The following is a 25,726-nucleotide window of genomic DNA, read 5'->3' as shown; positions in this document are numbered from 1 at the left end:
GCAAAGCCTCACGGAGCAATCCCTGGGGCTTTTTGCGTTTCTTGCGTGAAGCGCCTGCGGCATTTGTTGCTCAGGGCGTAACACAGCTGTACCAGGATGCGCTGTTACACGACAGTTGCTGGGCGTATCATGACCTTATCGTTAGGGTGCTATCTAAGTGCCGGAGGGAATGATGAACAGCCGAGTCGATGTAGCGGTCATGATCGGTTCAGGTGTGCCAGCGAGCCTGCAGGCACTGGGCAAGCGGGTATGTTGGGTGGTTTTGGTCAATGGCGAGCGCCGTGGTACAGCGTTCGCCACCCGTGGCGAAGCCATGGAATGCCAGGCCGCCTGGTTGCAACTCTTGCAGGAAGGTCACGCCGCTTGAGCGGTTTCAGGCTTCCAGGCTGCGGGCCAGGGCGCAGGCATCGCGGTGCAGTCGGCGAAAGCCCTTGACCCTGCCAGTGGCGCTTTCGGTAACGTGGAAGAACTCGATACCCGCGGGTATGACGACATAGCGCGGCCTGTTATTGACGCATGCGAGGTAAGAAATGTTCTTTACCTCTCGACGGATTTCAGTGTTTTCGTGCATATTCATTCCCCGGTAATGCGCTGATGGATACCTGAGCCCGTTCTGCCGAGGGGCTTGCAGTTATCTATCGCATCTTTTCTGGCGGGTTTGTTGTCAGACATTACGCTTCCCTGATAGGGAATATGCCGAAAGCCTGCTTTGAGGCCATATCTGGCGAGCCAGAGTAAAGTTTCCTGCATGCTGCATCGTCAGCAGGCACAGACGTTTCGTGCATCACTTTATTATTCTTTTCGCCTATCGAATTGAAATGGCCGCGCCTCACCGACTCCGAGTGAGGGCGGATGTCACCGGTTTGAGGATTACTTCATTGGCAGTCAGTACACTGGATACCCACGCCTTGTTTGCCTTGGGCGATTTGCGCGGTAAGTTGGCCAAGCTGTTTCAGGGCCGTTTCATCTATGTCACCGAACAGAACCCCGAAGGCCTGTACATGGCCGAAATCGACACCGAAAGTGCCCTGGTGGTCGATGACAAGCAGCGCCTGGAGCTGAAAGTTGGCGATCACTTCCGCGCTGCCGTCTTGCCTAGCCGCGAGGGTGGCAAACTGGAAATGCGCTTTCGCGAAATCAAGCTGAACGTCTACGGTGTGGGCGACTACGCATTTGTTTCGGTGCCGGAAGGCGAGGGCATCGTGTTCCGCGAAGGCCAGGGTGTGATGCTGGTGTTCGCCGCGCAGCAACAGGTTCAAGAAGGCTTGGGCAAGTTGCTCAAGACGGTGACCGGCAAAGTCGCCAAGTGGCGCAAGGGCGAGCTGACCACTTTCAAGGCCAGTGAATGAGCGAAAGTGACGAAGTGCCTGGCACGCGTGCCGAGTTTCATCGGCAGCACCAGGCGCAAGCCTTGGCCGAGGCCCAGCGTCTGTTGGCGCAGCGTGAGGTAATGGGCGGGGGCTGGCTGAGCTGGGTGGCGGCCCAGCTGTATCAGCTGAGCCCGCCACCTTATGCCGCCATGGTAAGGCGCGAGTTGCAGCGCCTGTCCCAAGGCTGAGACCAGCCGTTTCAGTGGCCGCGATCGCGGCCACTGCTCACTTCTTCAGGTACAGCTTCATTCGACATGCGCTTGCGGAACAGCGCCGCTCGGGCCAGCAGCAGTGTCGTGACCGGCACGGTGATCGACAGCAGGATCGGGATCAGCCAGGCGTGCAGCACCGGGCCACCCTTGAGCCAGGAAAAGTAGATGATCGATGCCAGTGCCACGCACCAGGCGCCGATGGTCGAAGCCAGTGCTGGTGGGTGCATGCGCTGGAAGTAGTCCTTCAGGCGCAGCAGGCCAATGGCGCCGATCAGTGCGAAGAGGCTGCCGAGCAACAGCAGCGCGGCCGTGACCAGTTCGAGCCAGAATGGCAGTTCAAGGGTTTCGGTCATTCGATCACCTCACCACGCAGCAGGAACTTGGCCAAAGCGAACGAGCCTACAAAGCCGAACAGGGCAATCAGCAGTGCGCCCTCGAAGTAGGTATCGCTGGCGTAGCGGATGCCCAGCACCAGCATCGTCAGCATGGCCAGGATGTACAAGTAGTCCAGCGCCAGCACCCGGTCCTGGGCGGAGGGGCCGCGAAATAGCCGGATCAACGCCAGGCCCATGGCCAGGGCGAAGATGAACAGGCTGGCGAGGACTGCGTTGGCGAGCAGGCCTGTCATTCGAAGATCTCCATCAACGGGCGTTCGTAGGTGAGCTTGAAGTGCTCGATGAAGGCCGCTTCGTTGCTCAGATCGAACACATGCAGCAGCAGCACGCTGCGGTCCAGGGCCAGTTCCGACCATACAGTGCCGGGCACTACAGTGGTGATCATCGACAGTGCCGCGAGGCCGTGGGCGTCGCGCAGGTCCAGCGGGATGTGCACGAAGGCCGAGCGGGGCGGGCGTTGCCCGGCGCGCAGCACACCGATGGCCACCAGCAGGTTGGAATGGATGACATCGATGCCGACCCGGCCAATCAGCCTTGCCACCACCCACGGTTTGCGCACATGTGCGTACTGCGGGCGCAGCGGTGCCATCAGCAGCGGGGCCAGCACGCCAAGTGCTGCGCCCAGCAACAGGTTGCCGGGGCTGACCGACAGGTTCAACAGCAGCCACAGTACGAACAATGCAGCGGACAGCAGCGGAGCGGGGAACAGTCGGCTCATGGCTGCACCTGTACGTCGAGTGAGGTCGGGCCAGGGATGGGGCGGGCAGCCATCACGGCGTCGATATAGGCGTCCGGTGCCTGCAGGCTGGCCGCGGTGTCCTGTGTGTAGCGCAGCAATGGTTCAGCCCTGAAGCTGAGGATGATGCACAGGCCGAGCAGGATTACGATGGGCAAGCACTCGTAGCGCCGCAGCACCGGTGAAGGGCGTTCTTCGGGCTTCCAGAAACGCTGGATGCCGACCCGGCCGAAAGCGATCAGCGAGGCCATGCCCGAGAGGATCAGCAAGGCCACCAACACCCAGCCCGCCACCGACAGGGGGTGCTCGGTTGGCATGCCCAAGCCCTGTGGGTTGAACAGCGCGCTGATCAGATTGAGCTTGCTGACGAACCCGGATAGCGGCGGCATGCCGATGATCAGCAGGGCGCAGGCGATGAAGCTCAGGCCAAGGAACGCCATGGTCCAGGGAATGATCTGGCCGATGACCACCTTCTGCTCATCGTCGAGGTTGATGCCTTTGGGTGGGTGCAGCGACTCGAGCGGTGAAGGTATGGCGTCTTCTTCTTCATCCAGCGGCGCTTCGTTGGCCGAGCGCGAGCGCTCGACCAGTTCGGCGAGCAGGAACAACGCGCACAGCGCCAAGGTCGAGTTGACCAGGTAGAACAAGGCAGCGCCAGTGAGCGCCGGCTGGGCGAAGCCGACCGCGCCGAGCAGGGTGCCGGCGGAAACCAGGATGCTCAGTGCAGCCATGCGCTCCAGGCGTTGCGCAGCCAGTATCGACACTGCCGCAACGGCCAGGGTGACCAGCCCCCCGTAGACCAGCCACTGCCCGCCGAAATGCGCCGAAGCACCGGCCTGCCCGGAAAACAGCAGGGTCCACAGGCGCAGTACTGCGTACAGGCCAACCTTGGTCATGATGGCGAACAGCGCGGCGACCGGCGCACTGGCTGAGGCATAGGCAGGCACCAGCCAGAAATTCAGCGGCCAGATGCCGGCCTTGACCAGGAACGCCATGGCCAGGATCGCTGCACCAGCGTGCAGCAGGCCACGGTCGGCTTCCGGCACCAGTGGGATCTTCAGGGCCAGGTCGGCCATGTTGAGGGTCCCAGTCACGCCGTACAGCATCGCCGCGCCAATCAGGAAAAGCGACGAGGCGAACAGGTTGATGGCGATGTAGTGCAGCCCGGCACGCACCCGTGCCCGGCCCGAGCCGTGCAGCAACAGGCCGTAGGACGCGGCCAGCAACACTTCGAAAAACACGAACAGGTTGAACAGGTCGGCGGTGAGGAAGGCGCCATACAGGCCCATCAGCTGGATCTGGAACAACGCATGGAAGCTGGCGCCGGCACCATCCCAGCGGGCGCGAGCGAACAGCAGGGCGCTGATGCCGATGACACCGGTCAGGGTCAGCAGCAGGGCTGAAAGGTGATCCACCACCAGCACGATGCCAAAGGGTGCGGGCCAGTTGCCGGGCAAGTAGACACCGATCGATTCCGCTTGCCCCTGGGTGCGCACCCACAGCAGCAGGCTGACGGCGACGGCCAACCCGGCAAAGGTTGAAAGCAGGTTCAGGCGCGCCTTGATCTGGCGATGTTTTTCGCCCAGTAACAGCATCACCGCTGCAGTCAGCAGTGGCAGCAGGATGGGGGCGACGATCAGTTGGCTCATGCCGCTCATTCGTCACGCTCCCGGCCGTCCACATGGTCGGTGCCGGTCAGGCCGCGGGATGCCAGCAGTACCACCAGGAACAGCGCGGTCATGGCAAAGCTGATGACGATGGCGGTGAGCACCAGCGCCTGCGGCAGCGGGTCGGTGTAGTGCAGCAGGTCCTGGGTCACACCGTCCTTGATGATCGGCTCCTTGCCGATGAACAGGCTGCCCATGCTGAAGATGAACAGGTTGACCCCGTACGACAGCAGGCACAGGCCCATGATCACCTGGTAGGTGCGCGGGCGCAGGATCAACCACACCCCTGAGGCGGCCAGTACACCGATGGCGACTGCAATGACTTCTTCCATCAGGCGGCTCCTGCTTGGCTGGATTTCGACGGGTTGCCCGGGCGGTAGGCGCGCACCGACTGGTGCGCCAGGGCAGTGAGGATCAGCAGGGTGGAGCCGACAACCACGGTGTACACGCCAATGTCGAAGAACAACGCGCTGGCCACATGCACGTCGCCGAGCAACGGCAGGTGCAGGTGAGCGGTATGAGTGGTGAGGAATGGGTAACCCAGCAGCATCGCGCCGACCCCGGTCAAGGTCGCGCAAAGCAGCCCGGTGCCCATCCAGCGCAGCGGCCGCAGGCTCATCTGCGCTTCTACCCACTGGGTGCCGGCGACCATGTACTGGAGGATGAACGCCACCGACATCACCAGGCCGGCGACGAAACCGCCGCCTGGCTGGTTATGGCCACGCATGAACAGGTACATCGATACCAGCAAAGCGATGGGCAGCAGCAGGCGCACCAGCACCGCTGGCACCATCATGAAACCCAGGGCCGTGTCGGTGGCATGCCGCGGATTGATCAGGTCGGTGACCACGTCGGGCGCCAGTTGGCGCTGCTGGGCCGGCAACTGCATGCTCTCCTTCGGCGGGCGGAAGCGTCGCAGCAGGGCGAATACGGTCAGCGCCACGGCTACCAGCACGGTGATTTCGCCGAGGGTATCGAAACCGCGGAAGTCCACCAGCATCACGTTGACCACGTTGGTACCGCCACCTTGTGGCAGGGCGCGGCTGAGGTAGAACGAAGAAATGTCGTTGGGCGTCGGCCGGGTCAGCATGGCGTACGACAACACTGCCATGCCGGTACCGACCAGCACCGCCAGCAGCAAGTCGCGCAGGCGCCGGGCACGGGCGCGGTCGAGGCTGCCAGGCAGTGGCGAGACGCCCTCGATACGCCGTGGCAACCAGCGCAGGCCGAGCAGGATCAGTACCGTGGTGACGACCTCGACCACCAGCTGGGTCAGGGCCAGGTCGGGTGCCGAGAACCAGACGAACGTGATGCAGGTCATCAGGCCGCAGACGCTGACCATGATCAATGCCGCCAGGCGGTGATACTTGGCCTGGTACGCGGCGCCGATGGCGCAGGCGATTGCGATCAGCCACAGCGCGACGAACACACCGGAGCCAGGGATCTTCGGCCGGTCGCCCCAGCTCAAGCCGCTGTACAGCATCGGTGTGAGGCCGGCGATGAAAGCTGCCAGCACCAGCATGAACAGTTGCGCTTGCAGGCGGCGACTGGTCAGCAAGCCCTCGACCCGTCGGGCCAGCAGCATCAGGCGGACCTGGCCATGTTCGAACAGGCGCTTGCCGTTGAAGCGCTCGATCAGCGGCGGATACGGGAAGCGCCCAAGGCGCAGCTGGTTGCGCAGCAGCAGGTAAAGCACGATACCGCCGCTCATGGCGACCAGGCTCATGATCAGCGGCGCGTTCCAGCCGTGCCAGATGGCCAGGCTGTATTCCGGTAGCGTGCCACCCACCACTGGCAGTGCAGCGGCGGCCAGCAATGGGCCGACCGACTGGGCCGGGAAGATACCCACCACCAGACAGGTGAGCACCAGCAGTTCGACCGGCGCACGCATCCAGCGGGGTGGCTCGTGTGGAGTGTGCGGCAGGTCTTCGGCCGGAGGCCCGAAGAATACGTCGACGGTGAAGCGCAGGGCATAGGCGACGCTGAAGGTCCCGGCGAGGGTGGCGATTACCGGTAAAGCGGCTTCGACCCAGGCAGTGGAAGTGATGAACACGGTTTCGGCAAAGAACATTTCCTTGGACAGGAAACCGTTCATCAATGGCACGCCGGCCATCGAGGCACTGGCCACCATGGCCAGGGTAGCGGTGTAGGGCACCAGGCGTATCAGGCCGCTCAGGCGGCGGATGTCACGGGTGCCGCTTTCATGGTCGATGATGCCGGCGGCCATGAACAACGAGGCCTTGAAGGTGGCATGGTTGAGAATGTGGAACACTGCGGCGACCGCAGCCAGCGGGCTGTTGAGGCCCAGCAGCAGGGTGATCAGGCCCAGGTGGCTGATGGTTGAATATGCCAGCAGGCCCTTGAGGTCGTTCTGGAACATCGCGGCGAAGGCGCCCAGCAACAAGGTCACGGCACCTGCGCCGCCGACGATCCAGAACCACTCCTCACTGCCCGACAGCACCGGCCAGAGGCGCGCCAGCAGGAATACGCCGGCCTTGACCATGGTCGCCGAGTGCAGGTAGGCAGAAACTGGAGTGGGTGCTGCCATGGCATGGGGCAGCCAGAACTGGAAGGGGAATTGCGCACTCTTGCTCAATGCGCCGATCAGAATCAGAGGTAGCAGCACAGGGTAGAGTGCGTGCTGGCGGATGGTTTCGCCGGCAGCCAGGACCTTGTCCAGGTCGTAGCTGCCGACCACATGGCCGAGCAGCAGGGCCCCGACCAGCAGGCACAGGCCACCCGCGCCGGTGACCATCAACGCCATGTAGGCGCCGCGGCGGGCGTCGGCGCGGTGGTGCCAGTAACCGATCAGCAGGAAGGAGAACAGACTGGTCAATTCCCAGAAGAACACCAGTTGAATCAGGTTGCCTGAGATCACCAGGCCGAGCATGGCACCCATGAATGCCAGGAAGAACGCGAAGAAGCGCGGCACCGGGTCCTGCGGCGACATGTAGTAGCGCGCATACAGCGATACCAGGGTGCCAATACCCAATACCAGCAATGAGAACAGCCAGGCGAAACCGTCCATGCGCAGGATCAGGTTCAGGCCCAGGCTTGGTAGCCAGAGGATTTCTTCGCGGATTACGCCGCCATCGGCGATCTGAGGGTACAGCAGTGCTACCTGGACAGTGCCGACCAGGGCCACGAGCCCGGCCAGGATGGACTCGGCGTTACGTGCGTTGTGCGGCAGCACAGCTGCCAGGCAACTGCCCACGAACGGCAGAAGCAGTAGCACTATCAATGACATAGAGTTCTATTCTGGAAAGGTTTGCAAGGATCATACGTGCCGGGCCGTTGATCACCAACACGCAAGCTGTCGCAGAATCGTACAAAAGCGCTGTGACAAGCTGTTTTTTTATAACAGTTTTTTACAGAGCATAGACGTTGTCGGGCGCTTTACAGGCCGGCTTCGTGTTCGCGACGGGCTGGCGCTTCGTGGGCTTCGCTGGTTTCACGGTTGCGGCGGACCTTCAGCTCGCTCACCACCACGGCAATGACGATCAGCAACCCGCCGATCAGCGCGACACCGGGCAGGCGCTCGCCAGCGATGCGCCCGACGATACCCGCCCATACCGGCTCGCCCGCGTAGATCAGCGTAGCGCGGGTTGGTGAAACCGACTTCTGCGCCCAGTTCATCGCCACCTGAATTACCGCGCTCATGGCGCCCAGGCCCAGCGCGCTAAGCAACAGCAGCCAGGAAAAATCAGGCAGGCGCTCCTGGGTCGGGACGATCATCAGGAACGCCAGCAGCGAAGCGGTGGCCAATTGCACCACGGTGACCCGGCGCACATCGACCTGGCCGGCGAACCTGCTGATCAGGATGATCTCGGCGGCGATGGCTACGGCGCTCACGAGGGTGACCACTTCACCTTCGCTGAAATGCAATGTGCCGCCTTCTGGCCCGGCCAGTAACATCAGGCCGACGAACGCCAGGCAGATGCCGATGCTCGGCATCAGCCCCGGGCGACGCCCCAGCACCAGCCATTGCAAAAGCGGTACGAACGGAACGTAGAGTGCGGTGATGAACGCCGACTGGCTGCTGCTGATGGTTTGCAGGCCCATGGTCTGCAGGCCGTAACCCAGCATGATGGATACCCCGATCAGCACGCCGGCCTTCAGCTCCGTGAACGTCAGGCCCGGTAAAGCACGCGCCGAGGCAAGGCCGACGAACAGCGCCGCTGCGGCGAAGCGCAGGCCGACGAAGAACATCGGGCCGCTCACGGTCATGACGTTGTGCACCAGCAGAAAGGTACCGCCCCATAGCATGGTGATGAACACCAGCACCATTTCCGCCTTGCTCAGGCGAAAAGATACCGCGGTCTGTGGGCTGCTGGTCGGCTGGCTCATGGTCTTGCGCACTCGAAGGGGGCGGCGCACAATCGCCGCAAAGTGGGCAGTATACTGCGCAATGGGTAAGGGTGAGCAATATAGTGCACAAAGATTCCGCGCACCGTGCATCGGTGCTGCAACACGTCAGCCTCAATGTCCGTAGCCTGCGCAACGCGGCCGGCATGAGCCAGAGTGCCCTGGCCGAACGCTCCGGGGTCAGCCGGCGGATGCTGGTGGCAATCGAGGCGGGCGAGAAGAATGTCAGCCTGACCACTCTCGACCTGATTGCCGAAGCCCTCGGGGTCGCCTTCAGCACCCTGATCCAGGCTCCGGATCAGCGCGACCCCAGCCGCATCGACGAACTGGCCTGGACCGGCGAGCACCCGCAGAGCAAGGCAGTGCTGCTGGCCAGCAGCGCTGCCCGGCGCGAGGTGGAAATTTGGGAATGGACCCTCGCGCCTGGCGAGTGCTACACCAGCGAAGCCGATGCCGAGGGCTGGAGTGAGCAGATCTACGTGGCTGAAGGCCAACTTACACTGATCATCGAAGGCGCCGGGCACTGTCTGCAGGTCGGGCAGTTCCATGTGTTCCCCAGCAATTGCCGCTATGCCTACCGCAATGATGGGTCAGTCCCCGTGCGCTTCGTGCGTAATGTGGTGATCTGAACGGTGCCAGGCTCAGCCCTTGAGCAGCTCGTCGGTCTTCACCACCTTGGCATAGGCGAACGCCAGCGCGGCCATGGCTGAGTCGTGCACGTGGGCTGCCGGGACCTGCTTGCCTTCGAACTCCAGCGGCAAGGTGGCACAGGCATCGTGCGCCACGGTGACGTCATAGCCAAAGTCGGCAGCCGCACGGGAGGCGGCGTCGATGCACATGTGGCTCATGCTGCCGACGATGGTCACGGCCTTGACCTGATGCTGGTCCAGCGTCTGTTTAAGGTCGGTCCCGAGAAACGCGTTGACCTTGTGCTTGAGTACCACGGGTTCGCCCGCCTTTGGCGCCACCTTTGAATGAATGGCCGAGCCCTGGGTGCCCGGGGCGAAGAAGGGCGCATCGGCGCTTTCGAACTCATGGCGCACGTGAACCACCAGGTCGCCTTTCTGGCGCGCCTCGGCCAGCAGGCGGGCGGCATTGTCAGCCGCCTTGTCGGCGCCGTCGAGGGTCCATTTGCCGCCTGGGAAGTAGTCGTTCTGGATGTCGATGATGATCAGGGCCTGCTTGCTCATGCTGCCTCCTGTGGCAGTAGTCGTTGGATGACGATAGTTATAGGCTGTGGGCACCGACTTGAGGATTGGCGCGATCGACACAATGACGGCAAAAACTGACAGCCTTGGCAGCTTGCAGATCGGCCTGCTGCATTACCCTGGCGCGCAGCGCGCGGCGCTGCATGGCCTGAGTGACTTGTTCAGCGTGGCCAACCGCGTGGCCGTCGAACTGGGTGCGGTTGAGCTGCCGCGGGTGTGTGTCAGCCACTGGCGGGTCGATGAGGCGGGGCAGTTACAGTGTCTTGAGGATAGCCCTGGTACGGCGGGCCAGCCGCTGCGCGTGCTGATCATCCCGCCCAGCCTCGAGCCTACGCCTGCGTTGGAACTGCTCGAGCGTCATCGGCAGGTGCTGCGCCAATGGCATGGTCAGGGCACGGTCCTGGCGTCGGTGTGCATCGGCGTGTTCTTCATCGCTGCCAGTGGCCTGCTCGATGGTCGGGCCGCGAGTACCCACTGGAACTATGCGCAGGCCCTCGCCCAGCGTTACCCAAAGGTTCGCGTGGAGGCCAACCAGCCACTGCTGGATGATGGTGACATCATGACTTCAGCCGGCTTGATGGCCTGGACCGAGCTGGGGCTGCGCCTGTTGGAGCGCTATCTTGGTGTCTGCGTGGCCTGGGAGACGGCGCGCTACATGTCTGTCGAGCCGGTCACCAGGCCGTTGCCGGGGGTACTGTTCAACCCACGTCTGGATCATGGTGACGAGGCGGTGCTCAGGGTTCAGCACTGGTTGCAGGCAGATGGCGCGCAAGACGCCGACCTCGCTGGCATGGCAGCTTGTGCCGGGCTTGAGGCGCGCACATTCCTCAGGCGCTTCCGTGCTGCCACCGGATTGAAGCCCACCGAGTATTGCCAGCAGGTAAGGGTGGGGCGGGCCTGTCGGATGCTGGAGTTCACCCGGCGTACGGTCGAGCAGGTTGCCTGGGGTGTGGGGTATCAGGACCCCGGGGCGTTTCGCAAGGTGTTCCAGCGCATCACCGGGCTGACGCCAAGCGAGTACCGACAACGCCTTGCGCTGCCCTGCTCAGGGTAGGTGCGGCCCCGGCCCGGCATCAGCCAGATGGTCCTGGCGGTTACGCAGCGGGCACTCCTTCAGCGACATGCAACCGCAGCCGATGCAGCCATCGAGCTGGTCGCGCAGCCTGACCATTTCGTCGATACGCCGGCTCAGGTCATCACGCCAGCGGGCCGAAAGCTGTTGCCAGTCTTCAGCGGTCGGAGTGTGGTCGATGGGCAGCGCGGCCAGAGCAGAGGCGATCTCGGCCAGCGGTATGCCGAGCCGCTGGGCCATCTTGATCACTGCGACCCGGCGCAGCATTGCCCTGGGATAGCGCCGCTGGTTGCCAGCATTGCGAGTGCTCTGGATCAGCCCCTTTGTTTCGTAGAAATGCAGGGCGGTTACTGCCACGCCGCTGCGCGCTGCCAGTTGGCCGACGCTGAGCAGTTTGTCCGTGGCGGCAGGTGGGTTGCTGGGCATGGGAAAAATCGCTTGACCTTGAGTTAACTAGAGGTTTTACCCTGCTGGCCATTCCGTAGCAAGCGCCCGCAGCAAGGAGATTCGCCATGACGGCTATGCCGCATTCCCTGTGGTTCACTCAAATGATCGAATACGAAGTGCCTGCCTCGCGTCAGGCGGCGCTGGCTCAGGCCTTGGTCACTCGCAGCGAGGAACTGGCTGCGCGTTGCCAAGGTTTGCAAGGTGTCAGCATCCAGGCCAGTGACGATGGCAGCCGCGTCTTGCAGTACCTGCAATGGCAATCACGCCTGGCTTGGGCGGCGGCGGCGGAGTGCTTTGCCGAAGAACCGTTCTTCGAAATGCTGAGTCAGCATCAGGCGCGAGGTGTCAACTTCGCCGCCTACCAGGCGCTGCGCAGCCTGGTGCGCGGCGCTGATGGGGGCTTGCATTGCCAGGTTGGCGAGGGTCAGGCGTACCAAGGGGCGTAGTGTGGGTAACGGTCAAGGCGCGCACCAATCACCATTTCGCTGATCCACGCGGCCAGGATCGAGCTGTAGGCCTTCTGACTCGCTTCACTGGACAAGGCGTGGTCGGCACCGTCGACGATACGATGGGTCAGCGAGTGCGCACTGACGAACGCCGAGCGATAGCTCATCAATGTGGAGTGCGGCACATAGTCGTCCTGTTCCGATTCGACCAGCAGCACGTCGCCGGCAAACTCGGCGCAAGCGGCCAGGGCACGATTGTCGGCCGGGCCGAGGGCGCGCTGGCGATAGGCGTTGAGGCGCTGGCGGTCGAGGGCCTGCTTGGGCATGTTCCATTCGTCGTCCCAGTACATCGCCGGTACCCGCAATGCCAGCCATTTCACCGGTCGCTGCAAGGTCAGCAGGGTGGCCAGGTAGCCGCCGTAGCTACTGCCGATGATGGCGATGGCGCTGCTGTCCACCGCCGGGTGGCTGACCAGTCGGTCGTAGGCAGCCAGAAGGTCCTTGAGGTTCTGTTCTCGGGTGACGGTCAGGCGCTGGCTTTCGGTCTTCTCGTGGCCGCGCAGGTCGAAGGTCATGCACACGCAGCCCAGGCCGGTGATATGCCGGGCGCGCGCCAGGTCGCGCTGCTGGCTGCCGCCCCAGCCGTGAACGAAGAGAATGCCGGGCATCTTGCTTCCGGGGCTGACCAGGGTGCCGACGATGCTGTCATCTTCGACTTGCAGTTCAACGGTTTCACTCTGAATGCTCATGCTGGCGAATCCGCGCGTACTTGCTGAGTTGTCCGAGTTCACTGTCGTTTCCTTGATAGAAGAGCGTGGCGTCAGTGGGCAGGTCGGGGCAGCCGAATACTTCATGGGTTGAAGCGCATACCTGTTGCAGTGCCGGGTCGTCGGCAAATGCCTGCAACGCCAGGAGCTCGGCACTGCTGGCTCCGCCCAGACGCCAGGATTGTTCGAGTACGCCGCTGCGCAGATGGCCTTGGGCTGTGGTGCCGCGGGCGATGTCATAGTTGCGCCGCGATGCGATGAAACCCGGGAAATGCTGTTCGGCGGCTTGCTCGTAGGTCATGGCCTGGTTGATCGCCAGGCGCAGGTGATCCTCCAGAGGCCGCTGCAGCAGGGCCTGGTAGTCACCCCGCACCACGATCAGTTCGGAGCCGCCGTAGACCTCGATGCCTTGGTGGTCACGGGTCAGTTGCTGGGTGCCGTGATAGCTGCAGGTCAGGCCCGCGACGCGGACCTGGCCAACGCTGAAGGTCTCTACCTTGCTCAGGTCCTCCTCCAGCACCAGGCCCCACAGGGCCAGGTCCCGTTCATCCATGTTGGCCAGCAGCGGCTCCAGTTCATCCGCCTGGGTGATGACTTGCTGGCCGCGGCCGGCACAAGCCAGCACCGGCTTCACCCGCAGCGGGCCATCACGCAGCAGTAGCTGGGCGGCGCGGCGGGCATCGGCCTTGCTGAACACGGTGTAGCCGCAGAGCAGGGCGTCACTGGCATGGCGAGCGAAGGCATCGGTCCAGCCAGGTGGGAAGTCGGCCTCGGCCGGTAGCGGATGGGAAATGGCCTTGGTAGCCATGTAGGGGTGGCTGACCAGGCCGCCAAACAGGTCCTGCTCGCTGCGAATGCCCATGGCGGCATAACGCTCAGTGCCGACCAAGGTGTCGGTCGGCACGTAGTAGCAGCGTGTGTTTGCCCTGGTCGGCACAACGGTCCGCACGGCATCGCAGCCCAACAGCCGGGCCAGGCGTTCAGCCAGCTTCAGGTGTACGGCATGTTCATGTTCCGGGGTGTGCTCACGGGTGTCGAGCAGCACCACGGCGGTCTTCTGGTCGCAGGCACTGGGCATGGGTATCTGCCTGTGTGCAATGAATGTACAGGTTGTGAAGCCTGTGCCAACGGTAAGTTCAGCTCGAAATGACTGATGGTGTAGGAAGCGTCTTAATAGCAGGTGACGTCATGGGCATAGCGTGCCGTGAGTCGGTCGCCATGATTGCGGCACCGTGGCAGCTGTTCCATTATTCTCATCCTGGAATAATCTCGATGTGTCCGCAGGAGTGCGCATGAACGTTCAGACCACGATTCAGCAAAGTGTGCCGGAGCGCCTGGCGCGCGTGCGCCAGGTCATGGCACGGGAGGGGGTCGATGCCCTGCTGGTGCCGTCGGCAGACCCGCATCTTTCCGAGTATCTGCCAGGTTACTGGCAGGGGCGTCGGTGGCTCTCGGGGTTCGATGGCTCGGTGGGCACTTTGGTAGTGACTGCGGACTTTGCCGGAGTGTGGGTGGACAGCCGCTACTGGGAGCAAGCCGAGAAGGAACTGGCTGGTAGCGGCATCGACTTGATGAAGTTGCTGCCCGGCAAGCCGGGCGCGCTGGAGTGGCTCGGGGACAATATTCGGGTGAATGGGGCCGTGGCTGTGGATGGCGCGGTCATGGCGTTGGCTGCGGCGCGTCAGCTCGAAGAGCGGCTCCGGGCTCGCGAGGCGCGTCTGGTAACCGATCGGGATCTTCTCGCCGAAGTGTGGGAGGGCCGTCCAGCGTTGCCTGGCAACCCGGTCTATCAGCACCTGCCGCCCCACGCCACGGTCAGTCGGGCCGAGAAACTTGGGCAACTGCGCGCCACGTTGCAGGAGAAGGGCGCTGATTGGCACTTCATTGCGACCCTGGACGACATCGCCTGGTTGTTCAACCTGCGCGGTAGTGATGTGTCCTACAACCCTGTTTTCGTTTCCTTTGCCTTGGTCGGCAAGGACCAGGCTATCTTGTTCGTCGGTGTTGAAAAACTCGATGAGCACTTGCGCCATGTACTTGAGGTCGATGGCATCGAGGTGCGCGATTACACATCGGTGCACGATGCCCTGGCAGCGCTGGCGCCCGATAGCCGGCTGCTGGTCGATCCAGCGCGTGTGACCTGCGGCTTGCTGGAGAACCTGGATGCCAAGGTGCAACTGGTCGAAGGGTTGAACCCGACCACGCTGAGCAAATCACGCAAAAGCGAAGAGGAACTGGTGCATGTACGCCAGGTCATGGAGCAGGATGGCGCGGCCTTGTGCGAATTCTTCGCCTGGTTTGAAGCGCACCAGGGCCAGGAGGTCATCACCGAACTGACGGTGGATGAGCAGTTGAGTGCTGCGCGTGCCCGCCGGCCAGGCTTCGTCTCGCTGAGCTTTTCGACCATTGCGGCGTTCAATGGCAACGGCGCGATGCCGCATTATCGAGCTACCGAAGAATCCCACGCGGTTATCGAAGGTGATGGCCTGCTGTTGATCGACTCTGGAGGGCAGTACCTGGGAGGCACCACCGACATCACGCGGATGGTACCGGTGGGTAGTCCGAGCCTGGAGCAGAAGCAGGACTGCACGCGCGTACTCAAGGGGATGATCGCATTGTCGCGTGCCAGTTTCCCGCGCGGCATCCTGTCACCATTGCTCGATGCCATCGCACGGGCGCCGATTTGGGCAGACCAGGTCGACTACGGCCATGGTACCGGGCATGGCGTTGGCTACTTCATGAACGTGCACGAAGGTCCACAGGTTATCGCCTATCAGGCGGCAACCACCCCGCAGACGGCAATGCAGGAAGGAATGATCAGTTCGATCGAGCCGGGTACCTATCGGGCTGGTGCCTGGGGTGTGCGCATCGAAAATCTGGTGGTCAGCCGTGAGTCGGGCAAGAGTGCGTTTGGTGACTTCCTGCGTTTCGAGACCTTGACGCTGTGCCCTATCGATACCCGTTGCCTGCTTCCCGCGATGCTGACCGAGGACGAGCGGGGGTGGTTGAACCAGTACCACGTAATGGTGCATGAGCGCCTCTCACCTTTGCTGCAAGGGGCTTCGCTGGATTGGCTGAAGAGGCGTACTGCGCCGCTTTGAGCGGCCTGATGGCAAGTCGATGAATAAAAGAAGGGCAGCTCACGGGCTGCCCTTTCTCATTTACAGATGACGATCATGCTACGACTGGTATAGCCGGCGGGGTTGATGCCGAACAGGTAGTCCCCGGGCTCCTCGTCAGTGTCACCAGAGCGCGCGATCACCTTGTAACCGCGTGGACTGCAGGAACTGGCCGCCTTGCTGTAGCACTTGTCCCACGAGGAGGACAGGCCAGAGCAATTGATATGCAGGCCCTTTTTCCCTTTTTTGACCTCAGTCTTGGCCGTTGCGGCGCATCCGGCAATGGCCAAGACGGCCAGGATGAGCAAAATACGTTTCATTCCTGTCCTTAAATGCAGGGCTGGTCTGCTTCCCGGCCCTGTCGTTGTCGCTTAGGTTCTTCCTGGATCTTCCTCGACGTCCGTGTTCGCACAAGTAGATAGCGTAAAGATTATGATTTTGTGACAGCTTAATCAGCGCGGCGGGTGGGGACAATCACTAATATCGTCTCAAATGAAAATATGTCTCAAATCAGTCTGCTGCGACTGCCGGGCTTGCCTCGCGGCGCATGGACAACGTAGCGCCAGCCGAGGCTGCGATGATGGCAAGAATTGCCAGCCACTGAGTGGTGCTCAGTACTTCGCCGAGGAACAGCAGGCCTGACAGGGCGCCTATCGCCGGTTCGATACTCATCAGGGTGCCGAAGGTGCGCGCTGGCATGCGAGTCAGGGCGACCATTTCCAGGCTATAGGGCAGGGCGGTCGAAAGTACGGCGACGCCCAGTGCCAGCGGGATTACAGCCGGGGTGAGCAATGCACTGCCGGCATGGACGATGCCGATGGGCGCGACGAACAAGGCCGCGACCACGACGCCGAGGGCAGCGCTCTGGATGCCGTGCTCGGCACCGGCACGCTGGCCGAACAGAATGTAGAGTGCCCAGCACACACCCGCGCCAAGCGCATAAGCTGCCCCCAGTACATCAAGTGGTTGGCCGCCATGACCTACCGGTAAGAGCAGCAACAGGCCAGCGACTGCCAGGGCAATCCACAGGAAATCGAGTGCACGGCGTGAGGCGAACAGCGCCACGGCCAGCGGGCCGGTGAACTCCAGGGCAACGGCGATACCCAGTGGCGTGGTTTGCAGCGACATATAGAAGAGGAAGTTCATGCCACCCAGGGACATCCCGTAGATGACGACGTTGCGCAGGGTGTTGGCGGTCATGCGCACGCGCCAGGGGCGCAGGATTAGCAGCATGATGACGCTGGCGAAGATCAGGCGCAGGGTGGTGGTGCCTTGTGCGCCGATGATTGGGAACATGCTTTTCGCCAGTGAGGCGCCGGACTGGATCGAGGCCATGGCAATGAGCAGCAGGCCGATCGGGAAGAGGGTGGCGGCCAGGCTGCGGGGTTGGGTGTTCATTTCTGCGCGGCTATCCTTGGGAGGTGTGCGGGTGTGCAATATAGTGCGCAATTGGTGGTATGAGGTGCAAGGTGCCTTTCATAGGCTTTTCACCGATTGTTTCAATTTCATGAAATTAACGGTTGACGCGCTTTCGAATCCCCTTATAATGCGCCCCACTTCCAGCGACATCGGAACGACAAACTCCTTGAGATTCAATGAGTTAGGTAGTTAAGGTGAGGTTGGAGGCGCTTCGATCGAATGATCGATAGCGGTTGAGATGAAGGTTGACAGCGGTTTTAAACGCTGTATTATTCGCCTCCCGCTACGAGAGATCGCAGCGAGCCAAGTGTTTGAAGCTAAACGAGTTTCTCGCAAAAAACTTCGAAATAAACGCTTGACAGGCTCTGAGGAAAGCGTAGAATGCGCGCCTCGGTTGAGACGAAAAGCTCTTAACCAAACGCTCTTTAACAAATCGAATCAAGCAATTCGTGTGGGTGCTTGTGAGTACGGACTGATAGTCACAAAGATTATCAGCATCACAAGTGGCCATGCGAGAAATCACATAGTCATTTGAGATTGCTGAGCCAAGTTTAGGGTTTCTTAAAGACCCAAGCAGTATTGAACTGAAGAGTTTGATCATGGCTCAGATTGAACGCTGGCGGCAGGCCTAACACATGCAAGTCGAGCGGATGACGGGAGCTTGCTCCTTGATTCAGCGGCGGACGGGTGAGTAATGCCTAGGAATCTGCCTGGTAGTGGGGGACAACGTTTCGAAAGGAACGCTAATACCGCATACGTCCTACGGGAGAAAGCAGGGGACCTTCGGGCCTTGCGCTATCAGATGAGCCTAGGTCGGATTAGCTAGTTGGTGAGGTAATGGCTCACCAAGGCGACGATCCGTAACTGGTCTGAGAGGATGATCAGTCACACTGGAACTGAGACACGGTCCAGACTCCTACGGGAGGCAGCAGTGGGGAATATTGGACAATGGGCGAAAGCCTGATCCAGCCATGCCGCGTGTGTGAAGAAGGTCTTCGGATTGTAAAGCACTTTAAGTTGGGAGGAAGGGCAGTAAGTTAATACCTTGCTGTTTTGACGTTACCGACAGAATAAGCACCGGCTAACTCTGTGCCAGCAGCCGCGGTAATACAGAGGGTGCAAGCGTTAATCGGAATTACTGGGCGTAAAGCGCGCGTAGGTGGTTTGTTAAGTTGGATGTGAAAGCCCCGGGCTCAACCTGGGAACTGCATCCAAAACTGGCAAGCTAGAGTACGGTAGAGGGTGGTGGAATTTCCTGTGTAGCGGTGAAATGCGTAGATATAGGAAGGAACACCAGTGGCGAAGGCGACCACCTGGACTGATACTGACACTGAGGTGCGAAAGCGTGGGGAGCAAACAGGATTAGATACCCTGGTAGTCCACGCCGTAAACGATGTCAACTAGCCGTTGGAATCCTTGAGATTTTAGTGGCGCAGCTAACGCATTAAGTTGACCGCCTGGGGAGTACGGCCGCAAGGTTAAAACTCAAATGAATTGACGGGGGCCCGCACAAGCGGTGGAGCATGTGGTTTAATTCGAAGCAACGCGAAGAACCTTACCAGGCCTTGACATGCAGAGAACTTTCCAGAGATGGATTGGTGCCTTCGGGAACTCTGACACAGGTGCTGCATGGCTGTCGTCAGCTCGTGTCGTGAGATGTTGGGTTAAGTCCCGTAACGAGCGCAACCCTTGTCCTTAGTTACCAGCACGTAATGGTGGGCACTCTAAGGAGACTGCCGGTGACAAACCGGAGGAAGGTGGGGATGACGTCAAGTCATCATGGCCCTTACGGCCTGGGCTACACACGTGCTACAATGGTCGGTACAGAGGGTTGCCAAGCCGCGAGGTGGAGCTAATCTCACAAAACCGATCGTAGTCCGGATCGCAGTCTGCAACTCGACTGCGTGAAGTCGGAATCGCTAGTAATCGCGAATCAGAATGTCGCGGTGAATACGTTCCCGGGCCTTGTACACACCGCCCGTCACACCATGGGAGTGGGTTGCACCAGAAGTAGCTAGTCTAACCTTCGGGAGGACGGTTACCACGGTGTGATTCATGACTGGGGTGAAGTCGTAACAAGGTAGCCGTAGGGGAACCTGCGGCTGGATCACCTCCTTAATCGACGACATCAGCCTGCTGATGAGCTCCCACACGAATTGCTTGATTCATGGTTGAAGAGGCACTTGATCAGAACTCAGAAATGAGCATTCAGGTCGAATGTTGATTTCTGACTTTTGTCAGACCGTTCTTTAAAAATTCGGATATGTGATAGATATAGACTGAACACCAGTTTCACTGCTGGTGGATCAGGCTAAGGTAAAATTTGTGAGTTCTGCTCGAAAGAGCGACGTGCGAATTTTCGGCGAATGTCGTCTTCACAGTATAACCAGATTGCTTGGGGTTATATGGTCAAGTGAAGAAGCGCATACGGTGGATGCCTTGGCAGTCAGAGGCGATGAAAGACGTGGTAGCCTGCGATAAGCTTTGGGGAGTCGGCAAACAGACTGTGATCCAGAGATCTCTGAATGGGGGAACCCACTCAGCATAAGCTGAGTATCTTGTACTGAATACATAGGTGCAAGAGGCGAACCAGGGGAACTGAAACATCTAAGTACCCTGAGGAAAAGAAATCAACCGAGATTCCCTTAGTAGTGGCGAGCGAACGGGGACCAGCCCTTAAGTTGGTTTGAGATTAGTGGAACGCTCTGGAAAGTGCGGCCATAGTGGGTGATAGCCCCGTACACGAAAATCTCTTATCAATGAAATCGAGTAGGACGGAGCACGAGAAACTTTGTCTGAACATGGGGGGACCATCCTCCAAGGCTAAATACTACTGACTGACCGATAGTGAACCAGTACCGTGAGGGAAAGGCGAAAAGAACCCCGGAGAGGGGAGTGAAATAGAACCTGAAACCGTATGCGTACAAGCAGTGGGAGCCTACTTTGTTAGGTGACTGCGTACCTTTTGTATAATGGGTCAGCGACTTATATTCAGTGGCGAGCTTAACCGAATAGGGGAGGCGTAGCGAAAGCGAGTCTTAATAGGGCGTTTAGTCGCTGGGTATAGACCCGAAACCGGGCGATCTATCCATGGGCAGGTTGAAGGTTAGGTAACACTGACTGGAGGACCGAACCGACTACCGTTGAAAAGTTAGCGGATGACCTGTGGATCGGAGTGAAAGGCTAATCAAGCTCGGAGATAGCTGGTTCTCCTCGAAAGCTATTTAGGTAGCGCCTCATGTATCACTGTAGGGGGTAGAGCACTGTTTCGGCTAGGGGGTCATCCCGACTTACCAAACCGATGCAAACTCCGAATACCTACAAGTGCCGAGCATGGGAGACACACGGCGGGTGCTAACGTCCGTCGTGAAAAGGGAAACAACCCAGACCGTCAGCTAAGGTCCCAAAGTCATGGTTAAGTGGGAAACGATGTGGGAAGGCTTAGACAGCTAGGAGGTTGGCTTAGAAGCAGCCACCCTTTAAAGAAAGCGTAATAGCTCACTAGTCGAGTCGGCCTGCGCGGAAGATGTAACGGGGCTCAAACCATGCACCGAAGCTACGGGTATCACCTTTAGGTGATGCGGTAGAGGAGCGTTCTGTAAGCCTGTGAAGGTGAGTTGAGAAGCTTGCTGGAGGTATCAGAAGTGCGAATGCTGACATGAGTAACGACAATGCGAGTGAAAAACTCGCACGCCGAAAGACCAAGGTTTCCTGCGCAACGTTAATCGACGCAGGGTTAGTCGGTCCCTAAGGCGAGGCTGAAAAGCGTAGTCGATGGAAAACAGGTTAATATTCCTGTACTTCCAGTTATTGCGATGGAGGGACGGAGAAGGCTAGGCCAGCTTGGCGTTGGTTGTCCAAGTTTAAGGTGGTAGGCTGAGATCTTAGGCAAATCCGGGATCTTAAGGCCGAGAGCTGATGACGAGTGCTCATTAGAGCGCGAAGTGGTTGATGCCATGCTTCCAAGAAAAGCTCCTAAGCTTCAGATAACTGGGAACCGTACCCCAAACCGACACAGGTGGTTAGGTAGAGAATACCAAGGCGCTTGAGAGAACTCGGGTGAAGGAACTAGGCAAAATGGCACCGTAACTTCGGGAGAAGGTGCGCCGGCGAGGGTTAAGGACTTGCTCCGTAAGCCCATGCCGGTCGAAGATACCAGGCCGCTGCGACTGTTTATTAAAAACACAGCACTCTGCAAACACGAAAGTGGACGTATAGGGTGTGACGCCTGCCCGGTGCCGGAAGGTTAATTGATGGGGTTAGCGCAAGCGAAGCTCTTGATCGAAGCCCCGGTAAACGGCGGCCGTAACTATAACGGTCCTAAGGTAGCGAAATTCCTTGTCGGGTAAGTTCCGACCTGCACGAATGGCGTAACGATGGCGGCGCTGTCTCCACCCGAGACTCAGTGAAATTGAAATCGCTGTGAAGATGCAGTGTATCCGCGGCTAGACGGAAAGACCCCGTGAACCTTTACTATAGCTTTGCACTGGACTTTGAATTTGCTTGTGTAGGATAGGTGGGAGGCTTTGAAGTGGGGACGCCAGTTCTCATGGAGCCATCCTTGAAATACCACCCTGGCAACTTTGAGGTTCTAACTCAGGTCCGTTATCCGGATCGAGGACAGTGTATGGTGGGTAGTTTGACTGGGGCGGTCTCCTCCCAAAGAGTAACGGAGGAGTACGAAGGTGCGCTCAGACCGGTCGGAAATCGGTCGTAGAGTATAAAGGCAAAAGCGCGCTTGACTGCGAGACAAACACGTCGAGCAGGTACGAAAGTAGGTCTTAGTGATCCGGTGGTTCTGTATGGAAGGGCCATCGCTCAACGGATAAAAGGTACTCCGGGGATAACAGGCTGATACCGCCCAAGAGTTCATATCGACGGCGGTGTTTGGCACCTCGATGTCGGCTCATCACATCCTGGGGCTGAAGCCGGTCCCAAGGGTATGGCTGTTCGCCATTTAAAGTGGTACGCGAGCTGGGTTTAGAACGTCGTGAGACAGTTCGGTCCCTATCTGCCGTGGACGTTTGAGATTTGAGAGGGGCTGCTCCTAGTACGAGAGGACCGGAGTGGACGAACCTCTGGTGTTCCGGTTGTCACGCCAGTGGCATTGCCGGGTAGCTATGTTCGGAAGAGATAACCGCTGAAAGCATCTAAGCGGGAAACTTGCCTCAAGATGAGATCTCACTGGAACCTTGAGTTCCCTAAAGGGCCGTCGAAGACTACGACGTTGATAGGTTGGGTGTGTAAGCGCTGTGAGGCGTTGAGCTAACCAATACTAATTGCCCGTGAGGCTTGACCATATAACACCCAAGCAATTTGAGCGTAAGCGCCAAATTGTGGTGGTGAAGATGATACGAACCGAAAGTTCGCAACGAACCACAACATCACATATCCGGATTCGCTGGGCTGTCCATCTGGACATTCTGGCTACAGAATTTCTTGACGACCATAGAGCATTGGAACCACCTGATCCCATCCCGAACTCAGCAGTGAAACGATGCATCGCCGATGGTAGTGTGGGGTTTCCCCATGTGAGAGTAGGTCATCGTCAAGATTCATTTCGCAAAACCCCTATCTGCGTATGCAGGTAGGGGTTTTGTCTTTGCGGGCCGAAAAAACATCAACCCCGGGCAAGTTCCGCCAGGTGAGCTGTAGCTTCTTCGCTCTTGAGCACCAGCACGTCGCCTTCCAGGACGTCCAGTACGACTTCCGAGGTATTGCCGATCAGTGCCCCGGAAATCCCGGTGCGAGCGACCGTGCCCATGACCGTGACCACGGCATCAAGCTGCTTCTCGAAATGGGGGATCAGCACATCCGCCGGCCCTTCCGCGACATGCAGGCGATCTTCACTGATATCGAATTCAGCCTGGAACGCGCTGCAGGCTTCCCGGTAGCGCTTTTCGATGGTCTCGCTCAGTTGGTAGACAGGATCAGACGCAGACAGCATGGGGGAGGGGTGTGCACTGATCACGTGCAGGTCGCCTTTGGCCAACCCGGCAATGGCATAACCATGGTCGATGATGCTGGTATGCAGCCGACGATGATCTTCGTCCTGGTTCCCCACATCCACCGCTGCGAGGATCACGCCACCTGTCCATGGCCGCTCGCTCTTGACCATCAATACCGCACAAGGGCACTGGCGCAACAACTTCCAATCGTTCGGGGTCAGCAAGGCCTTCTTCAAGGGGTTGTCCGGGCGATGCTCCTTGATGACCAGCTCACAACCCTCGGCCTGCTGCACATAGATGATCGACTCGTGCAGGCTCTCCTTCCACTTCTGTTCATGGGTCACGTTGTCATAACCATCATCATGCAGCTGGCTGCTGAGCAGGCTCAGCAACGCGCTATGGTCATGCCGCTTGTCACACATCAACAGGTGCAGACGTGCACCGGTCACGCCGGCAATCAGCTTGGCCCGGGTGAGTGCACGGCTATGGGCATGGTCGGGGTCAAGGACGACGAGGATGCTGCGAACGGCTTGCATGGCGTGAACTCCCTTCAAAGGTGGCGAGCAATGCCTGACTATAGTCGGCGCCCCTCGCGTCGCCGCTTGATGTACATCAAGCATAGTCACTGGTGCTACCCGTCGCCGTCGGTATAATCGCCGGTCTTGCCTGTCCAGTGTGGTTGTTCGCTTATGTCCCTGATCCCCGAAATCGATGCCTTCCTCGGCTGCCCGACCCCTGATGCCTGGATCGAAGCGGCACTCGCCGACCAGGAAACCCTGTTGATCGACCACAAGAACTGCGAGTTCAAGGCAGCCAGCACCGCCCTCAGCCTGATCGCCAAGTACAACACCCACCTGGACCTGATCAACATGATGTCGCGCCTGGCCCGTGAAGAGCTGGTGCACCACGAGCAGGTTCTGCGCCTGATGAAGCGCCGCGGCGTGCCGCTGCGGCCGGTGTCGGCGGGGCGCTATGCGTCGGGCTTGCGTCGCCTGGTGCGGGCCCACGAGCCGGTGAAACTGGTGGATACACTGGTGGTCGGGGCATTCATCGAAGCCCGCAGTTGCGAGCGCTTCGCGGCCCTGGTGCCACACCTTGATGAAGAACTTGGCACGTTCTATCACGGCTTGCTGAAAAGCGAAGCACGCCACTACCAGGGCTACCTGAAACTGGCCCACCAGTATGGTGACGAGGCGGACATCGCCCGCCGCGTCACCGTGGTGCGTGAAGCTGAAGCCGAACTGATCCAGTCACCGGACCAGGAGCTGCGTTTCCACAGCGGTATCCCGATGGTGCAGGCCGCCTGACACTCAGTAGCGGCGCCCCAGCAGCAGGCCGATCACCAGGCCGAAGCCCGCGGACACCGCCACAGTCTGCCATGGGTGGCCGCCGATGTAGTCCTGGGTGGCATCGACCACCGGTTGCGCCTTGGCACGTACCTGGCCGGCGGCCTGGCGTGCCTGACGCAGTTTCAGACTGACCTGCGCACGCAGGGTCTCGGCTTCTTCGCCAACCAGAGCGGCGCTTTCATCGAGCAGCTTTTCCGATTCTTCGATCAATGCCTGCAGTTCACTGAACATTTGGTCCTTGATCTGATCACTGTCGGCCAGTGCGGCGTTTTTACGGGCCATGAACACGTCCTCGTTGATGGGGTGGTTTGAACAATGGATGCCTGCGCGCCGGGAAAGTTGCGACGGCTTTGCCGATGATGCGACGCCACGGTGTAAGATAGCGGCCATTTTCAACAGGCAGGTACCTTCATGAGTTTCAATCTGGCCAACATGAGCTTCGAGGAACGGGCGCAGATCGAGGCAGAAAAGGCCCGGCTGTTCGAGATGTGGCAGAACAACCTGGGCAAGGCCAAGGGCGAAGCTGCGCGGCTGATTTCGGAAAAATCACGGCGCAAAGGCAAGTGGGCAGAATGGGTACGTGCCGAACTGGAGGGCATGTCGCCTCCAGAGTACGCCAACATGGTGCGCAGCGAAGTCAACAAGATGATGGCCGCAGCCAGCGCCAACCGCTGATCCGGCGCCTCACCAATACAGGCTGCCATCCTTGGGCAGGTCCAGCTTGCCCTCGTCGCTGAAGCGCACCGTGCCCAGGGTCCCTCCGGCCAATTTGCCGCGCAGCTTGTAAGGCATCCCTTGCAGCGAATCGAGCTTGCCCAGGCCATAGGCCTGACGCAGGAAGGCGAACGCCGTGATGCTTACCGGTACCACAATCACGGCTTCGTCGTAGCGGCCGATGTGCCCTCTCTGGTCACTGACCCCAGCTGCCAGTGGTTGGCCGTTGACCTCCAGATTCAGCGCTACACCGTTGTAATCGATGGCCGATTCGTTGGGGTTTTGCACCCGCATCTTCACCGCCATGCGCATTTCCAGCTCCTGCCCCGGCAGTGGCTCGATGCCGATCACACTGATGTTGAGCGGGTCGCTGGCCTGAAACAGCGCGCAGGCGTTCAGCCCGCCTGCCAGTAGCAGGACCAGAAGCAAACGAACGTAGCGGCGCAAATGGGCAACCATGGAGAAGGACCTTGCCGGCGAAGTTGAGACTGC

The 25,726-nt window shown here is 59.9% G+C and carries 25 protein-coding genes and 3 rRNA genes; 12 read left to right on the top strand and 16 right to left on the bottom strand.

What is annotated here, in order from left to right:
• The first annotated feature begins 172 nt into the window (after positions 1 to 172).
• From BUQ73_RS17130 to BUQ73_RS17115, 3 genes are all read left to right on the top strand, one after another.
• Positions 173 to 367, top strand: a complete 195-nt coding sequence (locus tag BUQ73_RS17130) for a hypothetical protein (protein WP_079228956.1) — start codon at positions 173 to 175, stop codon at positions 365 to 367.
• Between the two features lie 511 nt (positions 368 to 878).
• Positions 879 to 1,349 carry a hypothetical protein gene (locus tag BUQ73_RS17120; RefSeq protein ID WP_079228955.1) on the top strand — a complete coding sequence of 157 codons (471 nt, stop codon included), beginning with the start codon at positions 879 to 881 and terminating at the stop codon, positions 1,347 to 1,349.
• Positions 1,346 to 1,558: a hypothetical protein gene (locus BUQ73_RS17115; RefSeq protein ID WP_079228954.1), complete on the top strand. Its 213-nt coding sequence runs from the start codon at positions 1,346 to 1,348 to the stop codon at positions 1,556 to 1,558. The genes BUQ73_RS17120 and BUQ73_RS17115 overlap by 4 nt, the downstream gene beginning before the upstream one ends.
• 11 nt (positions 1,559 to 1,569) lie before the next feature.
• On the opposite strand, the gene BUQ73_RS17110 is transcribed toward BUQ73_RS17115, so the two are convergent.
• The 7 genes from BUQ73_RS17110 to BUQ73_RS17080 form a co-directional block, all read right to left on the bottom strand.
• Positions 1,570 to 1,935: a Na+/H+ antiporter subunit G gene (locus BUQ73_RS17110; protein ID WP_079228953.1), complete on the bottom strand. Its 366-nt coding sequence runs from the start codon at positions 1,933 to 1,935 to the stop codon at positions 1,570 to 1,572.
• Positions 1,932 to 2,210, bottom strand: coding sequence for a K+/H+ antiporter subunit F (locus BUQ73_RS17105; protein WP_003250109.1), 279 nt, complete (start codon positions 2,208 to 2,210; stop codon positions 1,932 to 1,934). The genes BUQ73_RS17110 and BUQ73_RS17105 overlap by 4 nt, the downstream gene beginning before the upstream one ends.
• Positions 2,207 to 2,695 (bottom strand): Na+/H+ antiporter subunit E, encoded by a 489-nt coding sequence (locus tag BUQ73_RS17100; protein ID WP_079228952.1) that lies wholly within the window; start codon positions 2,693 to 2,695, stop codon positions 2,207 to 2,209. The genes BUQ73_RS17105 and BUQ73_RS17100 overlap by 4 nt, the downstream gene beginning before the upstream one ends.
• On the bottom strand, positions 2,692 to 4,371 hold the full coding sequence (locus tag BUQ73_RS17095; protein WP_079228951.1) for a monovalent cation/H+ antiporter subunit D: 1,680 nt from the start codon (positions 4,369 to 4,371) through the stop codon (positions 2,692 to 2,694). Before BUQ73_RS17095 ends, BUQ73_RS17100 begins: the two co-directional genes overlap by 4 nt.
• Positions 4,368 to 4,712 carry a Na+/H+ antiporter subunit C gene (locus tag BUQ73_RS17090; RefSeq protein ID WP_003250128.1) on the bottom strand — a complete coding sequence of 115 codons (345 nt, stop codon included), beginning with the start codon at positions 4,710 to 4,712 and terminating at the stop codon, positions 4,368 to 4,370. The genes BUQ73_RS17095 and BUQ73_RS17090 overlap by 4 nt, the downstream gene beginning before the upstream one ends.
• Positions 4,712 to 7,627 (bottom strand): monovalent cation/H+ antiporter subunit A, encoded by a 2,916-nt coding sequence (locus tag BUQ73_RS17085; protein ID WP_079228950.1) that lies wholly within the window; start codon positions 7,625 to 7,627, stop codon positions 4,712 to 4,714. Before BUQ73_RS17085 ends, BUQ73_RS17090 begins: the two co-directional genes overlap by 1 nt.
• 149 nt (positions 7,628 to 7,776) lie before the next feature.
• On the bottom strand, positions 7,777 to 8,727 hold the full coding sequence (locus tag BUQ73_RS17080; RefSeq protein ID WP_079228949.1) for a DMT family transporter: 951 nt from the start codon (positions 8,725 to 8,727) through the stop codon (positions 7,777 to 7,779).
• Positions 8,728 to 8,810: 83 nt separating this feature from the next.
• Between BUQ73_RS17080 and BUQ73_RS17075 the strand changes: the two genes are divergently transcribed.
• The gene (locus tag BUQ73_RS17075; RefSeq protein WP_079228948.1) at positions 8,811 to 9,374 is read left to right on the top strand and encodes a helix-turn-helix domain-containing protein; all 564 of its coding nucleotides are present in this window, start codon (positions 8,811 to 8,813) and stop codon (positions 9,372 to 9,374) included.
• Positions 9,375 to 9,386: 12 nt separating this feature from the next.
• Here BUQ73_RS17075 and BUQ73_RS17070 read toward each other — a convergent pair whose 3' ends face one another.
• Positions 9,387 to 9,935 (bottom strand): cysteine hydrolase family protein, encoded by a 549-nt coding sequence (locus BUQ73_RS17070; RefSeq protein ID WP_079228947.1) that lies wholly within the window; start codon positions 9,933 to 9,935, stop codon positions 9,387 to 9,389.
• An 82-nt stretch (positions 9,936 to 10,017) separates the two neighbouring features.
• Between BUQ73_RS17070 and BUQ73_RS17065 the strand changes: the two genes are divergently transcribed.
• A complete protein-coding gene (locus tag BUQ73_RS17065; protein WP_079228946.1) occupies positions 10,018 to 11,007 on the top strand; it encodes a GlxA family transcriptional regulator in 990 nt (329 codons plus the stop codon).
• Here BUQ73_RS17065 and soxR read toward each other — a convergent pair.
• Complete coding sequence (gene soxR / locus BUQ73_RS17060; RefSeq protein ID WP_079228945.1) at positions 10,999 to 11,451, bottom strand: redox-sensitive transcriptional activator SoxR; 453 nt, start codon at positions 11,449 to 11,451, stop codon at positions 10,999 to 11,001. The genes BUQ73_RS17065 and soxR overlap by 9 nt on opposite strands.
• Before the next feature lie 86 nt (positions 11,452 to 11,537).
• On the opposite strand from soxR, the gene BUQ73_RS17055 reads away from it, so the two are divergent.
• Complete coding sequence (locus BUQ73_RS17055) at positions 11,538 to 11,918, top strand: antibiotic biosynthesis monooxygenase (RefSeq protein WP_079228944.1); 381 nt, start codon at positions 11,538 to 11,540, stop codon at positions 11,916 to 11,918.
• Here BUQ73_RS17055 and BUQ73_RS17050 read toward each other — a convergent pair.
• Positions 11,897 to 12,667, bottom strand: coding sequence for an alpha/beta hydrolase family protein (locus BUQ73_RS17050; RefSeq protein WP_079228943.1), 771 nt, complete (start codon positions 12,665 to 12,667; stop codon positions 11,897 to 11,899). The genes BUQ73_RS17055 and BUQ73_RS17050 overlap by 22 nt on opposite strands.
• Positions 12,651 to 13,769, bottom strand: coding sequence for a DUF3182 family protein (locus tag BUQ73_RS17045; RefSeq protein ID WP_079228942.1), 1,119 nt, complete (start codon positions 13,767 to 13,769; stop codon positions 12,651 to 12,653). The genes BUQ73_RS17050 and BUQ73_RS17045 overlap by 17 nt, the downstream gene beginning before the upstream one ends.
• A gap of 208 nt (positions 13,770 to 13,977) precedes the next feature.
• Here BUQ73_RS17045 and BUQ73_RS17040 point away from each other — a divergent pair, with 208 nt between their 5' ends.
• Positions 13,978 to 15,786, top strand: coding sequence for an aminopeptidase P family protein (locus tag BUQ73_RS17040; RefSeq protein ID WP_079228941.1), 1,809 nt, complete (start codon positions 13,978 to 13,980; stop codon positions 15,784 to 15,786).
• Positions 15,787 to 15,842: 56 nt separating this feature from the next.
• Here BUQ73_RS17040 and BUQ73_RS17035 read toward each other — a convergent pair whose 3' ends face one another.
• Together BUQ73_RS17035 and rhtA are read right to left on the bottom strand one after the other, a co-directional pair.
• Positions 15,843 to 16,124: a hypothetical protein gene (locus BUQ73_RS17035; protein WP_079228940.1), complete on the bottom strand. Its 282-nt coding sequence runs from the start codon at positions 16,122 to 16,124 to the stop codon at positions 15,843 to 15,845.
• A 190-nt stretch (positions 16,125 to 16,314) separates the two neighbouring features.
• A complete protein-coding gene (gene rhtA / locus BUQ73_RS17030) occupies positions 16,315 to 17,202 on the bottom strand; it encodes a threonine/homoserine exporter RhtA (RefSeq protein WP_079228939.1) in 888 nt (295 codons plus the stop codon).
• Between the two features lie 602 nt (positions 17,203 to 17,804).
• Between rhtA and BUQ73_RS17025 the strand changes: the two genes are divergently transcribed.
• The 3 genes from BUQ73_RS17025 (at position 17,805) to rrf (ending at position 22,777) form a co-directional block, all read left to right on the top strand.
• Positions 17,805 to 19,341, top strand: a 16S ribosomal RNA gene (locus BUQ73_RS17025).
• A 289-nt stretch (positions 19,342 to 19,630) separates the two neighbouring features.
• Positions 19,631 to 22,523, top strand: a 23S ribosomal RNA gene (locus BUQ73_RS17020).
• 138 nt (positions 22,524 to 22,661) lie between these two features.
• Positions 22,662 to 22,777 (top strand): 5S ribosomal RNA (rrf, locus tag BUQ73_RS17015).
• The 16S, 23S and 5S rRNA genes sit together here, the layout of an rRNA operon.
• Positions 22,778 to 22,843: 66 nt before the next feature.
• On the opposite strand, the gene BUQ73_RS17010 is transcribed toward rrf, so the two are convergent.
• Positions 22,844 to 23,707 carry a universal stress protein gene (locus tag BUQ73_RS17010; protein WP_079228938.1) on the bottom strand — a complete coding sequence of 288 codons (864 nt, stop codon included), beginning with the start codon at positions 23,705 to 23,707 and terminating at the stop codon, positions 22,844 to 22,846.
• A 153-nt stretch (positions 23,708 to 23,860) separates the two neighbouring features.
• On the opposite strand from BUQ73_RS17010, the gene BUQ73_RS17005 reads away from it, so the two are divergent.
• Positions 23,861 to 24,478: a tRNA-(ms[2]io[6]A)-hydroxylase gene (locus tag BUQ73_RS17005; RefSeq protein WP_079228937.1), complete on the top strand. Its 618-nt coding sequence runs from the start codon at positions 23,861 to 23,863 to the stop codon at positions 24,476 to 24,478.
• Between the two features lie 3 nt (positions 24,479 to 24,481).
• Here BUQ73_RS17005 and BUQ73_RS17000 read toward each other — a convergent pair whose 3' ends face one another.
• Entirely contained in the window at positions 24,482 to 24,802 is a 321-nt protein-coding gene (locus BUQ73_RS17000; RefSeq protein WP_027920629.1) for a DUF883 family protein, read from the bottom strand.
• A gap of 129 nt (positions 24,803 to 24,931) precedes the next feature.
• On the opposite strand from BUQ73_RS17000, the gene BUQ73_RS16995 reads away from it, so the two are divergent.
• A complete protein-coding gene (locus tag BUQ73_RS16995) occupies positions 24,932 to 25,195 on the top strand; it encodes a hypothetical protein (RefSeq protein WP_027920628.1) in 264 nt (87 codons plus the stop codon).
• Between the two features lie 9 nt (positions 25,196 to 25,204).
• Here the strand turns inward: BUQ73_RS16995 and BUQ73_RS16990 are convergent, their stop codons facing one another.
• On the bottom strand, positions 25,205 to 25,693 hold the full coding sequence (locus BUQ73_RS16990; protein WP_079228936.1) for an LEA type 2 family protein: 489 nt from the start codon (positions 25,691 to 25,693) through the stop codon (positions 25,205 to 25,207).
• Positions 25,694 to 25,726 lie beyond the last annotated feature (33 nt).

Origin of the sequence: Pseudomonas putida, from assembly GCF_002025705.1 — a bacterium.
Lineage (GTDB): Bacteria > Pseudomonadota > Gammaproteobacteria > Pseudomonadales > Pseudomonadaceae > Aquipseudomonas > Aquipseudomonas putida_J.
This window is presented reverse-complemented; position numbering and strand designations above follow the sequence as displayed.